This is a genomic window from Halostella sp. PRR32 (genome assembly GCF_034808085.1).
GTDB classification, from domain to species: Archaea; Halobacteriota; Halobacteria; order Halobacteriales; family Natronoarchaeaceae; genus Halostella; species Halostella pelagica.
Genome location: NZ_JAXHGL010000002.1, coordinates 906,159 through 921,876, shown reverse-complemented (window position 1 = coordinate 921,876; position 15,718 = coordinate 906,159). Strand labels below are relative to the sequence as shown.

Here is a 15,718-nt window from a genome sequence, read left to right as displayed (position 1 = left end):
TAGAGACATCTTTTTATAGTTTTGGAGTCGGAAAAATCAACACGTTGTCATTAGTGTCGGTCCGGCGACTCGTCGAACGTCGCGACGGCATCGCACCCTCGGACGGCGTCGACGCTCTCCGGACGGAGACGCCCTACGGTCGTCACTGTCGCAAAAACCCCACGTTTTTCACCCGACGAATCATCAGTACCGTCCATGAGTCGCCCGCGAAAACCCGACTGGCTGAAGATGCAACCGCCAGCGGGTCAGGAGTTCACCGGGATCAAGGAGACGCTGCGGGAGCACGACTTGAACACCGTCTGTGAGGAGGCGAACTGCCCGAACCTCGGGGAGTGCTGGAGCGGTCGAAACAAGCCGTCCGGCGGGGCCTCGGGGGACCGCGGCGGCACAGCGACGTTCATGCTCATGGGGGACTCCTGTACCAGAAACTGCGGGTTCTGCGACGTCGACACCGGCGGAGGGCAACCGCTCGACCCGGACGAACCGTCGAACGTGGCGAGCGCCGTCGCGGAGATCGGTCTCGATTACGTCGTATTGACCTCCGTCGACCGGGACGACCTGACGGGACAGGGTGCTGGTCACTTCGCCGAAACCATCCGCGAGATAAAGCGCCGCCACCCCGGCATTCTCGTTGAGGTGCTGATCCCGGATTTCCAGGGCGAAAAACGGCTAGTTCGGAAGATTATCGAGGCAGAACCGGACGTGATCGCGCACAACATCGAAACGGTCGAGCGCCTCCAGCGGCCCGTCCGAGACCCGCGCGCCGGGTACGAACAGAGCCTCGGCGTCCTCGAACAGGTCGACCGCGAGTCGGATATCTACACCAAGACGTCGATCATGCTCGGCCACGGCGAGTACGACCACGAGGTGTACCAGACCCTCGCAGACCTGCGGGAGGCGAACGTCGACGTCGTGACGCTCGGCCAGTATCTCCGACCCTCGCGGGACCACCTCCCCGTGAAGGCGTACAGCCATCCCGACAAGTACGAAACCTGGCGGCGCGTCGCCGAGGAGGAACTCGGCTTTCTCTACTGCGCCAGCGGGCCGATGGTGCGGTCCTCGTACAAGGCCGGCGAACTGTTCGTCGACGCCGTCCTGCGCGACGGGAAATCCGTCGAGCAGGCCCGCAAGCGCGCCCGCGAGAGCGTCGCGCCGGAAGCGAGCGACGACTGACCCACGGCGCGGAGATGGACGACGGCTGACATCTCACCACCCGACTATTTTGTGTTCAGTCGAAGTACGGCAGCGTATGGACGAGTGGACGCGCCGCGACGCGCTCCGGGCGACAGCAGTCGGAGCAGTCGGAGCGGTCGCCGGCTGTACGGCCGAGTCCGCGGCGTTTCGCGCCGACGCTCCTGAGTACGAGGACCGCGATCCGGACCCGTACGTCAGATTCATGGGGTCGACCGACGCGCCAGGGCGGGCGGCGTTCTATCTCGCACCGAGCAGGGTAGCGGACGCGCTCCCGTCCGTCGCCGCGCCGGTTGCCGACGGACTGCGGCAAAACACCGCGTGGACCGGTCTCCCGTTCGAAGACATCGACCACTTCGTCGCAACCGGGCGGTCGATGTTCGTCGTCGGCAACTTCCGCCGGTCGACGGCCAGGACCGCACTCGCGGACGCGCAAGGGACGCCCGAGGCGGTCAACGACGGCGAGTTCGAGGTCGTGTACGGAACGCCGATGTCGCCCGTCCTGTTCAGTGACCGCGTCATCGTCTCCGTACCTGCGGTCGCGGACGCCCGAGAGGACCGTCCGGACGAACGGGGGATCGTCCACTCGCGGTACGGGAACTGGGACGGGTCGGTCGAGGAGCTCGAACGCGACGAGTCGCTCCCGCCCGCAGTCCGGAGCGTCGCCGAGGCGGTCGGCGCGCCGCCGGTCGCCACGGTCGGCAGTCCGCTCGACAGCAACCCCGGTCTCGACCCACACCGTCCGACCGCACCGATCGGAACGCCGGCGGCGACCGGCGTCGGGTGGACCGTCGGCGAACGAGCGACCGCCGGCAGGATCGTCTTCGACTATCCGGACGGGACGCCCGAGGTCGAAGCCGTCGAAGACCGCTACGGCGACGGGTCCGGCGACAGATACGTCGGCGGCGTCGAGGAGTTCGTCGACCGCACTGTACGCGCCGACGACCGGACGCTCAGCGTCCAGGGAGAGATAGCGACGGGGCAGTTCGACCTGCTCCACCACGGGAACCCAGTACAACCGGACGCGACGTTCGTCTTCGAGTACGGCGACGGGTCGGTGACGGTCACGCACGACGGCGACGAGCGTATCCTGGGGACGAACCTGACCGTCACCGCCGGCGGCCGGCCGTTACCGGGCGGGTTCCACGAGACGTTCGATCGGCGGCACGTCACCGAGGGTGACTCCGTCACCGTCGACGTAGAGCGCGCCACGACCGTCCGCGTCCGGTGGACAGCCTCCGTCGACCCGAACTCCGAGGTCACGCTCGGCGCGTTCGCCGTCCCGTGACCGCGTTCGGATGGGCCCGTTCGACTCGGACGGGAAACTGTCACCGAGGCGCTGACCGTCTGTCCAGAGAACGCGTTCGACGTGAGTGGCAAGTGCCGATATTTTCAGTTCTTCACCCAACAGTTATTCGTGCGTCGTGTATCTCCCGCCTCGGGCGTACGTCCTTACGAGACCGAGGCAAGAATAGAGTTGATAGTAAAGTATTTACGAAAATCATATAACCCGAGCGATTGTCCATGGGAGTATGGTACGGAGGGTCCGACCGTGAGTACGCTACAGCACGATCCCCAGGACCGCGTACAGGTGCTGGACGACACGGGCCGGGTACTCGACGACGCAGAAGTGCCCGACCTATCGGACGAAGAGTTGGTCGAGATGTACCGCGAGATGCGTCTCGCGCGACATTTCGACCAGCGAGCGGTCAGCCTTCAACGACAGGGGCGGATGGGGACGTACCCGCCGCTGTCGGGACAGGAAGGCGCGCAGATCGGAAGCGCGCACGCCCTGGACGAGGAGGACTGGCTGTTCCCGAGTTACCGTGAACACGGGGCCGCGCTGGTTCACGGGTTTTCGCTGAAGCAGACGCTGCTGTACTGGATGGGCAGCGAGGAGGGAATGGACATTCCAGACGACGCCAACATCTTCAGCGCCGCCGTCCCCATCGCCACGCAGATACCGCACGCGACGGGTGCGGCGTGGGCGTCGAAGCTTCGGGACGAAAAGAAATCGTTCCTCTGTTACTTCGGCGACGGAGCGACGAGCGAGGGCGACTTCCACGAAGGGCTGAACTTCGCCGGCGTGTTCGACACTCCGACGGTGTTTTTCTGTAACAACAATCAGTGGGCCATCTCGGTCCCCCGCGAGCGCCAGACGGCCAGCGAGACGCTGGCGCAGAAGGCCAACGCCTACGGGTTCGAAGGCGTACAGGTCGACGGGATGGACCCGCTCGCCGTGTATAAGGTCACCCGCGAAGCGGTCGAAAAGACGAAAAACCCCGGAGACGAGGAACTGCGACCGACGCTCATCGAGGCGGTGCAGTACCGCTTCGGCGCACACACGACGGCGGACGACCCCTCGGTGTATCGCGACGAGGAAGAGGTCGAGCGCTGGAAGCAAAAGGACCCGATACCGCGGATGGAGACGTTCCTACGGGAGTCGGGCCGTCTCGACGACGAACGGGTCGACGCTATCGAGGCGTCGATAGAGGAAGACGTCGCGGACGCTATCGACGCCGCCGAATCGGTCGAACGGCCGGACCCGGAGGAGATATTCGCACACGTCTACGCGGACATGCCGAAACGGCTCGAAGAGCAGATGCAGTGGTTACAGCGACTACGCGAAACGCACGGCGACGACGCACTACTGGAGGAGTAAACTATGGCAGCAGAATCTCAAGCTCAGGATCTTACACTCGTACAGGCGGTCAGAGACGGACTGGAGACGGAGATGAGCCAGGACGACGACGTGCTCGTCATGGGCGAGGACGTCGGGAAAAACGGCGGCGTGTTCCGCGCCACCGAAGGGTTGTACGACGAGTTCGGTGACCAGCGCGTCATCGACACGCCCCTCGCCGAATCCGGCATCATCGGCACCGCGGTCGGCATGGCCGCCTACGGCCTGCGTCCGGTGACCGAGATCCAGTTCCTCGGATTCATCTACCCCGGGTTCGACCAGATCGTCAGCCACGCCGCGCGCCTCCGCACCCGAAGCCGCGGGCGGTACACCTGCCCGATGGTCATCCGCGCGCCGTACGGCGGCGGCATCCGCGCGCCGGAACACCACTCGGAGTCGACGGAGGCCTTCTTCGTCCACCAGCCGGGGCTCAAGGTCGCCATCCCCTCGACGCCGTACGACGCGAAGGGGATGCTAACCGCTGCCATCCGCGACCCCGACCCGGTGATGTTTTTCGAACCGAAACTCATCTACCGCGCGTTCCGCGGCGAGGTGCCGGAGGAGTCGTACGAAGTACCGCTCGGCGAGGCCGCGGTCCGCCGCGAGGGCAGCGACATCTCGGTGTTTACCTGGGGTGCGATGACGCGACCGACGCTGGAGGCGGCCGAGGAACTCGACGGCGACATCGACGTCGAGGTCGTCGACCTGCGCACTCTCTCCCCGCTCGACCGCGACGCCATCGTCGAGTCGTTCGAGAAAACCGGTCGCGCCGCCGTCGTCCACGAAGCGCCCAAGACGGGCGGCCTCGGCGCGGAGATAACGAGCATCATTCAGGAGGAGTCTCTCCTGTACCAGGAGGCACCGGTCGAGCGGATCACTGGCTTCGACACGCCGTTCCCGCTGTATGCGTTAGAAGACTACTACCTACCCGAACCTGCACGTATCAAAAACGGTATCCGCGACGCGGTGGAGTTCTGAACGATAGACGATAACCCAACATGGTACGCGAATTCAAGCTTCCGGACGTCGGAGAAGGCGTCAGCGAAGGCGAGATAGTACAGTGGTTAGTCGAGGAAGGCGACACCGTCGAAGAGGACCAACCGGTCGCCGAGGTCGAGACCGACAAGGCCGTCGTAGAGGTTCCGGCCCCCGTAGACGGGACCGTCCGGCAGATCCGGGCGGACGAAGGGGAGATGGTCCCCGTCGGTAACGTGATCATCACCTTCGACGTCGAGGGCGAACCGGTCGAGGAGACGACCGATCTAGAGGCTGCGGACGCGGCCGAGGCCGACGGAGCCGACCCCGAACCCGCCGGCGACGAGGGGACGGAGACGGCGGGCGAAGCGGCCGAAACACCCGAAGGCCGTGTGTTCGCCGCACCGAGCGCACGCCGTCTGGCCCGAGAACTCGGCGTCGACATCGCCGAAGTCGACGGCAGCGGCCCGAGCGGTCGCATCTCGGAACACGACGTACGCGCCGCCGCCGACAGCGGCGGATCCGAACCGGAGACCGCGACCGCGGAAGCGAGCGAGTCCGCATCCGCGGCCGAGGCATCCGCCGAAAGCGCCGGAGCGGCCAGTGGCGGCTCGACCGCCGGCGGAGCCCCGCAGCAGGTCGAATCCGCCGACAGGGAGAAGACGCTCGCCGCGCCCGCCACGCGCCGTCTCGCGGACGAGGAGGGCGTGGACCTGAATGCAGTGCCGGCGACCGAAAAACGGGACGGCGAACCGTTCGTCACGCCCGAGGCGGTCCGCGAGTACGCCCAGGCCCAACAGGAGGCCCAGAAGGCCGACACCGAGGCGCTCGGTCTTCGGGAGGAGCCCGCGGAACGGGAAGAGCGCACGCCGTATCGCGGCATCCGCAAGTCCATCGGGGACCAGATGGAGCGCTCGAAATACTCCGCGCCGCATATCACCCACCACGACTCGGTCGAGGTGACTAACCTCGTCGAGATCCGCGAGCGGCTCAAGGGACGCGCCGAGGAACGCGGCATTCAGCTCACCTACATGCCGCTCATCATGAAGGCGGTCACGGCGGCGCTGAAGGACTTCCCGATGGTGAACTCCAGCCTCGACGAGGAGAACGAGGAGATAGTCGAGAAGAACTACTACAACATCGGCGTCGCCGCGGCGACGGACGCGGGACTGATGGTCCCCGTCGTCGACGACGTCGACCACAAGGGCCTGCTCCAGATAGCCTCCGAGATGAACGAACTGGTCCAGAAGGCCCGCGACCGCTCTATCGCCCGTGAGGAGATGCAGGGCGGGACGTTCACGGTCACGAACGTCGGCGGCATCGGCGGCGAATACGCGACGCCGATCATCAACTACCCCGAGGCCGGTATCCTCGCGCTGGGAGCCATCGAAGAGCGTCCGGTCGTCGAGGACGGAGAGGTCGTCGCGCGACACACGTTGCCGCTGTCGCTGTCGGTCGACCACCGACTCGTCGACGGGGCGGACGCCGCCCGCTTTACGAATCGCGTGAAGGAATACCTGAAGGACCCGGAACTACTGCTACTAGAATAATGGTCGTTGGAGACATCGCAACTGGAACGGACGTGCTGGTCATCGGCGCGGGGCCCGGCGGGTACACCGCCGCTATCCGCGCCGGCCAGTTAGACCTCGACGTGACGCTCGTCGAGAAGAACGCCTACGGCGGGACCTGCCTCAACCACGGCTGTATCCCCTCGAAGGCGATGATAACCGCCGCCGACGTGGCCCACGAGGCGGGCAACGCCGAGGAGATGGGGATCCACGCCGACCCCGCGGTCGACATGGCCCAGATGGTCGAGTGGAAAGACAGCGTGGTCGACCAGTTGACCGGCGGCGTCGAGAAACTGAACAAGGCAAACGGCGTCAACCTCATCGAGGGGCAGGCGGAGTTCGCCGACGAGAACAGCGTCCGCGTCGGTCACTCCGGCGAGGGACAGGGGAGCGAATCCGTCGAGTTCGAGCACGCGATCATCGCGACGGGGTCGCGCCCCATCGAGATTCCGGGCTTCTCGTTCGACGACGAACCGGTACTGGACTCGCGGCAGGCGCTCGCTCTCGACTCGGTCCCCGAACGCCTGGTCGTCATCGGTGCGGGCTACATCGGCATGGAACTCTCGACCGTCTTCGCGAAACTCGGCACTGACGTCACCGTCGTCGAGATGCTTGATTCCGTGCTTCCGGCCTACGAGTCGGACCTCACTCGGCCCGTGAAAAAGCGCGCAGAAGAACTCGGCATCGACTTCCACTTCGGCCGGACGGCGACCGGGTGGGAGGAAACCGACGACGGCATCCGCGTTTCGACGGAAGCGATGGAGGAGGAAGTCGCCGCGGAAGCCGACGGCGGTGCGGCGGAGACGTTCGACGCCGACAACGTACTCGTCGCCGTCGGCCGCCAGCCGGTGACGGACACGCTCAACCTGGAAGCAGCGGGCATCGAGACGAACGACAACGGCTTCATCGAGACGGACGACCGCGCCCGGACCGAGAAAGACCACATCTTCGCCGTCGGCGACGTCGCCGGCGAACCGATGCTCGCCCACAAGGGGAGCAAGGAGGGCGAAGTCGCCGCGGAGGTCATCGCCGGGGAACCGGCCGCACTCGATTACCAGGCCGTCCCCGCCGCGGTGTTTACCGACCCGGAGATCGCCACCGTCGGTCTCACCGAGGAGGAGGCCGAAGCGGACGGCTTCGACCCCGTCGTCGGCGAGTTCCCGTTCCGTGCAAGCGGCCGCGCCCTGACGACAGGCGACAGCGAGGGGTTCGTCCGCGTCGTCGCCGACGAGGAGAGCGGCTTCATCCTCGGCGCGCAGATAGCGGGCCCGGAGGCCTCGGAGCTGGTCGCCGAACTCACTCTCGCGGTCGAGATGGGTGCGACGTTGGAGGACGTTGCCGCGACTATTCACACCCATCCGACGCTCGCGGAGGCCGTGATGGAGGCCTGCGAGAACGCGCTAGGACAGGCGATCCACACGCTGAACCGATAGCGCGGCTTCCGGTACTCCTGTCGGCCGGTCCGAGCGGGGCCGACGCCTGAACGACGGACGCCGCGCTGACCGTTCGCTTCTCGCGAGCAGTTCAGTAACCTACACTTGTCCGCGAATAGGGACGGTTTTGCTTCGTCACGGACCCGCTACTCCAATCATTACAATAGGGACCGTCGGGCAAGCGGGACTGCATGCAAATAAGGGCTCTACTGAACGGATCGTTCGAAAACGCGGATCGGCAGACGGCGACGCGGGTCATCACCGTACTCGTGGTTATTGCTGCCGCGCTGTCGATGACGGTCGGGACCGTCGCGGCACAGGAGGACGAACCGTACTCCGTCGAGCAGGGCGGTGAGTGTTACACGGTTACGCCGATATCCGGTAACGGATCGGTGGCGGAGTTCTACGACTACGGAAGTCCCGATACGACGGGGAACGATACCAACGCCTCGTACAGATCGGACGGAACGAACGACCTTCAGGAGCCGAATTCGAGTACGCTGTTCCTGTACGAAGACCCCGACGGAACTCTCAGTCTGGTGAGTATCCACGGGGCGAACAACACCACGTCTACCGGCGGCGCGGCTACGTTCACCATCACCGGTCTGTCGGATAGCGGGGAGTGGACTGTCCAAGACGACCAGTACAACGACACAAACAACTACGACAACTGGACCACTGAGGGCGAAACTCACCGGATCGACTGGACGTGGGACGAGAGACGTACCGACGGGGGCGCGTACTCCGGACTCGGCGACGGCTTCTCCGTCACGATCGCGCCAGCGTTCAACGAGGACGCCGCGCTGTACGGCGAGTTCTACGACGGGACGGTCGAGAACTGGACGGCGCTTTCGGGCCCCCGTGACGACCCCGAGCGGATCGCGCTCTCTCTCTCCGAAACGGTCACGATCTCGGCGGGCGGATGCGGCGAGTAGGGGAGATCAGACTGCTATTGCCCCAACTACAGAGTTACGGTGCGTTCGTCCGTCTGGTCGAACGATAGTAGTCACTGAAACGGTCCTCACGCTGATCGCATCGCCGCCGTGCGATCAGGTGTGCAGTGGCTTTCAGTGACTACTATCTGTCGCGGGTTTCGATACGGGACGTCCGTGAGAAGTACGAGAGCGGCCAACCGCTGACAATGTTGACGGCGTACGACGCGCCCATCGCGCGACAGGTCGACGCGGGCGGCGTCGACATGATCCTCGTCGGGGACTCGGCGGGACACAACCATCTGTGGTACGAGGTCGAAAACCGGGAGTTCCCCGCGATGGAGAACGTGTACGACCCGGTCGGCGAATCCGAGTGATTCGGTCGGGACGGGCCGTCACAGGCCTCTCCAGCGATGCCGATCGCTGGAAGAAAAACAGCTATTTACTGCTTTTGTCTGTCTCGACGTATATGAACCTGAACTGGAGCGATATCACTCACGTCACGAAAGCGGACCCGGCAAAGGAACTGCCGGCCGATATCGACGTCCTCGATCGCACGGACGCGGTGTTAGTCGGAGGGTCGGACGGCGTCACTGCGGAGAACACGCTCGATACGATCCGGGCGATCAAGCGGCGGTTCCCGGAGAAACCGGTGTTGCAAGAGCCGTACAGTTCGAGTCACGTCTCCACGGACACGGTCGAGGAAGCGGACTTCGTCGCGATACCTGCGGTGTACAACGGCGACAAGGAACATTTCGTCGAAAAGCACGTCGACCTCTTCACGGAGGTCGGAAGCGAACCGGACGAGATCTTCGGGACCGGTCTGCCCGTTCTCGGGGACCTGATCGCGTCGAAAGGTCTCGACGTCGTCTCGCGGATGGCCAACAAGATAATCGGTGAGGGGTACGTGATCCAGAACCTGGAATCGACGGCAGCGGAAGTGTCGGGCGTCGACGCGGCCTATTCGAGTGAGCAGGTAGCGGGGGCCGCGCTGGCGACCGAATCCTTCTACGGGTTTCCCGTCTTCTATCTCGAATACTCCGGAACCTACGGCGGTCCCGCCGACGTGGAGGCGGCGGCGACGTATCTCGACGACACGGTGTTTCTCTACGGCGGTGGTATCGACAGGAAACAGCGAGCGGACGAGATCATAGACGCCGGTGCCGACGCCATCGTGGTCGGAGACTGCTTCCACGAGGACCCCGAGCGGTTCCTGGAGACGATACCCTCGCGCTCGTGAGACAAGACCAGCCTCTGGCGTGAACCGGCGTCCCGGTCACATCAGAGTCCTTTTGACGGTGACGGGCGATACACCGAGCGATGAAGGCAGTTACGCTCGGACCCGAGGGGACCTACTCGCACCGCGCGGCCAGCGCCGTCGCCGACGCGGTGGAGTTCCGCGAGTCGGTCGCCGGAATCGTCGAGGCGGTGGCGGACGGGACGTATCCCCGCGGTATCGTCCCCATCGAGAACAGCATCGAGGGCAGCGTCACGGAGACGTTAGACGCGCTCGCCGCCCACGACATCGCCGTCGTCAAGGAGATAGTCACGCCGATCCGACACGCACTCCTCGCCCAGGAAACGGAGTTCTCCGTCGTCGCCAGCCACTCGCAGGCGCTGGCACAGTGTCGGGACTATCTGGAAGCGGAGTACCCGTCAGCGAAGCTAGAGGCCGTCGCCAGCACCGCTCGCGGCGTCCAGCGCGCTCGCGAGGACGCCGCTGTCGCCGCTATCGGCCACCCGGAAAACGCCGCGGGACCGAGTTCCGCGAGCAGTCAGTCGCGGTCTGACGACGCAGCGGGCGAACTGCAGGTCCTCGCCGAAGACATCCAGGACCGCACCTCTAACGCCACGCGGTTTTTCGTCCTCGCGCCGGTGGGCGACCGCTCGCCGGCCGGCGGCAAAACGTCGATCATCGTCTACCCCAACGCGAACTACCCCGGTCTCCTGCTCGAACTGCTCGAACCGTTCGCGGAGCGGGACATCAACCTCACGCGCGCCGAATCCCGACCCAGCGGCGAGCGTCTCGGGGACTACGTCTTCCACATCGACATCGCCGCCGGTCTGTACGAGGACCGCACGCAGGACGCTCTGGAAGTCATCGAAGACATCGCCGAGAACGGCTGGGTCCGCCGCCTCGGCTCCTACGACAGCGAACACGTCCTCTACTGATACTGTCGGACGGAGACCCACCGCTGACGCTCGTGCGGAGGGCCTTTTCCACTCCGGGCCGAAGACGGCGTATGACACTCGCGCCCGGCGACGACGCGCCCGAGATCGCCGCCCGCAACCAGGACGACGGAACGGTCCGCATCGACGGCGACGCTCCGACGGTGCTTTACTTCTATCCGAAAGACGCCACACCCGGCTGTACGACCGAAGCCCGGCAGTTCCAGGCCGAACTGGAGAGCTATCGCGACGCCGGAATCACGGTGTACGGCGTCTCCACTGACACCGTCGACGACCACCGCGCGTTCTGCGAGGCCGAGGGGCTCGATTTCGACCTATTAGCGGACCCCGACGGCGACGTCGCCGACGCGTTCGACGTCGACCGGACCGGCGGCGTGACCGACCGAACGACGTTCGTCCTCGCGGACGGCGAGGTGTACGCGGTCTACGAGGACGTGGCCCCGGACGGTCACGCTCGCGAGGTGCTCCGCGACCTGCTGGACGACGGTCTCGCGGCGCTCTGATAGGGACTGCTGTAAGTCATTTCGGTATCGACCGCACGAGTGCGTGCGGTCGTAGCGGTACACAGTTACAGTAGTTCTTATGGACCGGCCGGCACCGACGGCGCTTATACTGTCGGACGTAACTGTTTCAGATATTTCGCGGGAACGTCCCCGCGAGATTCTTCACTGACTTCCGTCCGTCAGTATTACCCGTCGAATATCGGCCCGGACTCGTACGTCGAGAGGTCGAAGTGCTTGCCGCCGCGTATCCAGTCGATCCCGATGAACACGAGCGAGAGACCGCCGACCGCCATGATCGCGTCGACGACGAGCACGTCCCCGGGAACGCTACCGCTCCGCGTCGCGGTCCACAGGAACTGGGCGGACATGGATAGTCCTATCAGTACGTCGCCGAGGCCGGAGAGCTGATACCACTCGATGCCGCCGAGGCTCTCGGTCGTTCCTGCGAGGACGAACAGGACGCCCGCGAGCAGAAACGGCACTGTGCCGACCAGAAACAGCGGGTCGGGGGACTGGAACGATCCGAACGCCAGAAACACGGCGGTCCAGCCAGCGACGATGAGACAGCCGAGTACGGTGAGCCACCGGCGTTTCATACGTACAGTACCGCCCAGATCGTAATAAAGCATTCTCTCGGCTTCAGAGCGGGAAAATATCTCCCGGGCGGCGTCGCAGGGACGAACTTTAAGCCCGATAGCGTGCTACTGAATCACGAGGGGGACCATGCAACACAATCCATTCGACGACGTTCAGGAGATGCTAGACCGGATGAGTCGGCAGGCCGAGGAAGGACTGCTCCGCGGCGCAGGGGCGGAGTTACAGGGTATCGCGGTCGACGTAGCGGAGGACGACGAGGAATTCGTCGTGACCGCGGATCTGCCAGGGTACGGCACCGACGAGATAGACCTCACCGTCGCGGGTGACCGCCTCAAACTGGAGGCGAGCACGGCACGAGAGCACGAACAGGAGAGCGAAAGCGACGGGATGCAGTACCACCGCCGCGAGCGACGCCAGAAGTCGGTCAGCCGAACGCTAACGCTGCCCGGGGAAGTGGACGAGGACGCCGTCTCGGCGTCGTACGCCAACGGCGTTCTGACGGTGATTCTCCCCAAGCGGGAGGGGTCGACCGAGGGACGCCAGATCGATATCGAGTGACGGGTTCGAACGCCCAGTATTTAGTACGGGAGAGGTCAGTCTGAACGTATGTCGGGTGTCACTCAGTTCTCCGATACGGAGTGGGCATCGATCCTGGCGGTCGCAGTGATACTAACCGTGTTCGCTTGGTTCAGCGCTTCGCTGGACCCGGTTTCGCGCGCGGTGACGGCCGTTCTCTCCGGCGTCGCGGCATTTCTCGCCGGGACGGCCACCACCTGGGCGATCAGATATCGGTGACGCGGGAGAGTTACTCCACGATGTCGATGGCGGGACGGCCCGGTTCGGCCGTGTTCGCGACGTCGTCGTCCGCCTCGTCGGCGCGGACGACGCGGGCCGAGGCGTCGAACTCGCGCTCGACGAGCCACGCCGCGGCCACGAGAGACTCGTACTCGTCCTCGGGAGCGAGCGTCATCGACAGCGCCTCGCGCTCCGCCTGCAGGTCCTGCCCGTAAGAGGCCGCCGCGTCGCCCTGCTCGCGGATGTGGGACTCGCCCATCAGTTCGGAGATGAGGTTGTCGGCGTCGCTCTCGACCGCGATGCCGAGTGCGTCGAACTTCCACTCGGGCGTGACGACGATGTCGATGCGCTCGGGGTTTTCGATGCCCGCGACCTCGACGATCTGACGGACATCTTCGCGGGTGTTTTCCACCAGTTGCCGGCGCTTTTCGGCCGTCTCTCGGTCGACGTCAGCGCTCGGCCACTCGGCCTCGGCGACGAACCCGTCGCCGCCGAGTTCGTCGTACAGTTCCTCGGCCAGATGCGGCGTCACCGGGGCCAGCAATCGGACGGCGACAGCCAGTCCGCGCTCGAACGTCTCGGGGTGAGGGTCGGCGTAGTCGCGGTACTGTCGCAGCGTTCCGACCAGTTCCTGCGCCTCACGGAGCGCGACGTTGAACGTCAGGTCGTCGTACTCCTCGGTCGCGACGGCGACGGAGGCGTCTATCTCGTCGGCGACGTAGTCGGTTATCGGGTCGTCTCCCGACCCGCCGGCGTCGGGGTCAAACGACTGCACCAGGTCTTTCAGTCGGCCGAGGAACCGGTACGTCGAGCGGACGCCCTCCTCGGTCCAGTCGAAGTCGCGTTCGGGCTGGGCCGCCTGCATCATGAACAGGCGAGCGGTGTCGGCACCGTACTCCTCGACGATGCGCTGGGGCGAGACCGTGTTCCCTTTCGACTTCGACATCGCCTCTCCCTCTAACTGAACCATCCCCTGCGCCAGCAGGTTGGTGAACGGCTCGCGGTGCTCTAATCCCTCGTAGTCGGCGAGCGCCTTCGTGAAGAAGCGAGAGTAAAGCAGATGCATCACGGCGTGTTCGATGCCGCCGACGTACTGGTCGACCGGCATCCAGTCGTTGGTCCGTGCGGGGTCGAACGGCGCGTCCGACAGGTCCGGGGAGACGTACCGCAGGAAGTACCACGAGGAGTCCACGAAGGTGTCCATCGTATCCGTCTCGCGGACCGCGTCCGCGCCGCAGTCGGGACAGGTCGTCTGTTTCCACTCCTCAGCCTCGTCGAGCGGGTTACCGGTCGTGTTGATGAACTCCGGTAACTCCACCGGCAGATCCTCCTCGGGCACCATCACAGGGCCGCAGTCGTCGCAGTGGATAACGGGGATCGGCGTGCCCCAGTAGCGCTGCCGGGAGATGCCCCAGTCGCGCAGGCGGTACTGGGTCGCCTCCTCGGCTCCCGCGGTGTCCGCAGTGATCGCCTCGCGGGCGCTCTCGCTGTCCAGACCGGAGTACTCCCCGGAGTTGACGAGGACGCCGTCGTCGGTGAACGCCGACTCGGAGACGTCGGGCGCTTCGGGCCCGTCGTCCTCGCCCGGATCGGGCGCGACGACGGGCACGATGTCGACGCCCATCTTCGAGGCGAACTCGTGGTCGCGGTCGTCGTGACCGGGGACGCCCATCAGCGCGCCGGTCCCCACGTCAGAGAGGACGAAGTCGGCGACGTAGACCGGGATCTCCTCGCCCGTTACGGGGTTCGTGGCGGTGAGGTCCGTCTCGACGCCGTTCGGTTCGTCGCCGTCGGGGTCTGCCTCGTGGTGGACGAACTCGTGGACGTCGTCGTCTTCCGCGACCAGTTCCTCGGTGATGGGATGGTCCGGCGCGAGCGCGAAAAACGTCGCCCCGTAGACGGTGTCGGCGCGGGTGGTAAAGGCCTCGACGGTGCCGTGGTCGTGGCCGTCAGGTCCGGTGACGTCGAACGGCAGGCGGGTCCCGTACTGGCGGCCGATCCAGTTGCGCTGCATCTGCCGGACGGAGTCGGGCCAGCCCTCCAGTTCGTCGATGTAGTCGACAAGTTCGTCCGAGTAGTCCGTGATCTGCAGGAACCACTGGTCCAGTTCGCGCTGCTCGACAGGGTTGTCGCACCGCCAGCAGAGTTCCTCCTCGCCTTCGACCTGCTCGTCCGCGAGGACAGTTTCACAAGACGGGCACCAGTTGACGTCGGCGTCGCGTCGCTCGACGAGTCCTTCCTCGTAGAACCGGGTGAAAAACCACTGGTTCCACTTGTAGTAGTCGGGCGTGCAGGTGGCTATCTCCCGCTCCCAGTCGTAGCCGAACCCCATCGACTTCATCTGCCCTTTCATCGTGTCGATGCAGTCGAACGTCCAGTCGCGGGGGTTCGTGTCCCGCTCCTTGGCGGCGTTTTCGGCCGGCAGGCCGAACGCGTCCCACCCCATCGGATGCAACACGTCGTCGCCCTGCATCCGACGGTAGCGGGCGTACGCGTCGGTGATCGTGTAGTTCCGGACGTGGCCCATGTGAAGCTTCCCGGAGGGGTACGGGTACATGCCGAGGACGTACGTCGGGTCTTCGACGTCGTCCGGCGTCCGGTACACCGCCGCGTCGTCCCACGCCTCCTGCCAGCGTGTCTCTATCGCCGCGTGGTCGTAACTCTCGTCGCTCATTCGCTTGTACGTGTTTCGGCGGGTCGACTCCCTATACCTTTCTATCCGACAGCAGCGCCGGGATAGAGGACGCCGTCGGAAGCCGACGCTGACGGGTCGACGCGAGTTCGGACGAAGAAAATCAAACCCCGTTCCGGCGCACCGACACTGCTCGTACTGCTGCTTGCGCGTACTGGTCTC

Annotated in this window: 15 protein-coding genes; 13 read left to right on the top strand and 2 right to left on the bottom strand. The window is 65.1% G+C overall.

Going from position 1 to position 15,718, the window contains the following annotated elements; genetic code table 11:
* The first annotated feature begins 195 nt into the window (after nt 1–195).
* The 11 genes from lipA (at nt 196) to SM753_RS09710 (ending at nt 11,472) form a co-directional block, all read left to right on the top strand.
* On the top strand, nt 196–1,173 hold the full coding sequence (lipA, locus tag SM753_RS09760) for a lipoyl synthase (RefSeq protein WP_323191441.1): 978 nt from the start codon (nt 196–198) through the stop codon (nt 1,171–1,173).
* Between the two features lie 76 nt (nt 1,174–1,249).
* On the top strand, nt 1,250–2,479 hold the full coding sequence (locus tag SM753_RS09755) for a hypothetical protein (protein ID WP_323191440.1): 1,230 nt from the start codon (nt 1,250–1,252) through the stop codon (nt 2,477–2,479).
* A 264-nt stretch (nt 2,480–2,743) separates the two neighbouring features.
* Entirely contained in the window at nt 2,744–3,853 is a 1,110-nt protein-coding gene (gene pdhA / locus SM753_RS09750; protein ID WP_138796508.1) for a pyruvate dehydrogenase (acetyl-transferring) E1 component subunit alpha, read from the top strand.
* Between the two features lie 3 nt (nt 3,854–3,856).
* Nucleotides 3,857–4,849 (top strand): alpha-ketoacid dehydrogenase subunit beta, encoded by a 993-nt coding sequence (locus SM753_RS09745; RefSeq protein ID WP_323191439.1) that lies wholly within the window; start codon nt 3,857–3,859, stop codon nt 4,847–4,849.
* Between the two features lie 20 nt (nt 4,850–4,869).
* On the top strand, nt 4,870–6,396 hold the full coding sequence (locus SM753_RS09740) for a 2-oxo acid dehydrogenase subunit E2 (protein WP_323191438.1): 1,527 nt from the start codon (nt 4,870–4,872) through the stop codon (nt 6,394–6,396).
* Nucleotides 6,396–7,847, top strand: coding sequence for a dihydrolipoyl dehydrogenase (lpdA, locus tag SM753_RS09735; RefSeq protein ID WP_323191437.1), 1,452 nt, complete (start codon nt 6,396–6,398; stop codon nt 7,845–7,847). Before SM753_RS09740 ends, lpdA begins: the two co-directional genes overlap by 1 nt.
* Nucleotides 7,848–8,038: 191 nt before the next feature.
* Nucleotides 8,039–8,782 carry a hypothetical protein gene (locus SM753_RS09730; protein WP_323191436.1) on the top strand — a complete coding sequence of 248 codons (744 nt, stop codon included), beginning with the start codon at nt 8,039–8,041 and terminating at the stop codon, nt 8,780–8,782.
* Nucleotides 8,783–8,907: 125 nt separating this feature from the next.
* Nucleotides 8,908–9,156 (top strand): 3-methyl-2-oxobutanoate hydroxymethyltransferase, encoded by a 249-nt coding sequence (locus SM753_RS09725; protein ID WP_369335340.1) that lies wholly within the window; start codon nt 8,908–8,910, stop codon nt 9,154–9,156.
* A gap of 92 nt (nt 9,157–9,248) precedes the next feature.
* Entirely contained in the window at nt 9,249–10,019 is a 771-nt protein-coding gene (locus SM753_RS09720) for a heptaprenylglyceryl phosphate synthase (RefSeq protein ID WP_323191435.1), read from the top strand.
* Between the two features lie 80 nt (nt 10,020–10,099).
* A complete protein-coding gene (locus SM753_RS09715) occupies nt 10,100–10,951 on the top strand; it encodes a prephenate dehydratase domain-containing protein (protein ID WP_323191434.1) in 852 nt (283 codons plus the stop codon).
* A gap of 71 nt (nt 10,952–11,022) precedes the next feature.
* Nucleotides 11,023–11,472: a peroxiredoxin gene (locus SM753_RS09710; protein ID WP_138796502.1), complete on the top strand. Its 450-nt coding sequence runs from the start codon at nt 11,023–11,025 to the stop codon at nt 11,470–11,472.
* A 185-nt stretch (nt 11,473–11,657) separates the two neighbouring features.
* Here SM753_RS09710 and SM753_RS09705 read toward each other — a convergent pair whose 3' ends face one another.
* A complete protein-coding gene (locus SM753_RS09705; RefSeq protein ID WP_323191433.1) occupies nt 11,658–12,068 on the bottom strand; it encodes a hypothetical protein in 411 nt (136 codons plus the stop codon).
* 127 nt (nt 12,069–12,195) lie between these two features.
* Here SM753_RS09705 and SM753_RS09700 point away from each other — a divergent pair, with 127 nt between their 5' ends.
* The gene (locus SM753_RS09700) at nt 12,196–12,627 is read left to right on the top strand and encodes an Hsp20/alpha crystallin family protein (protein WP_323191432.1); all 432 of its coding nucleotides are present in this window, start codon (nt 12,196–12,198) and stop codon (nt 12,625–12,627) included.
* A 48-nt stretch (nt 12,628–12,675) separates the two neighbouring features.
* Nucleotides 12,676–12,864: a hypothetical protein gene (locus SM753_RS09695; protein ID WP_323191431.1), complete on the top strand. Its 189-nt coding sequence runs from the start codon at nt 12,676–12,678 to the stop codon at nt 12,862–12,864.
* A gap of 10 nt (nt 12,865–12,874) precedes the next feature.
* Here the strand turns inward: SM753_RS09695 and leuS are convergent, their stop codons facing one another.
* Complete coding sequence (gene leuS, locus SM753_RS09690; RefSeq protein ID WP_323191430.1) at nt 12,875–15,538, bottom strand: leucine--tRNA ligase; 2,664 nt, start codon at nt 15,536–15,538, stop codon at nt 12,875–12,877.
* Nucleotides 15,539–15,718 lie beyond the last annotated feature (180 nt).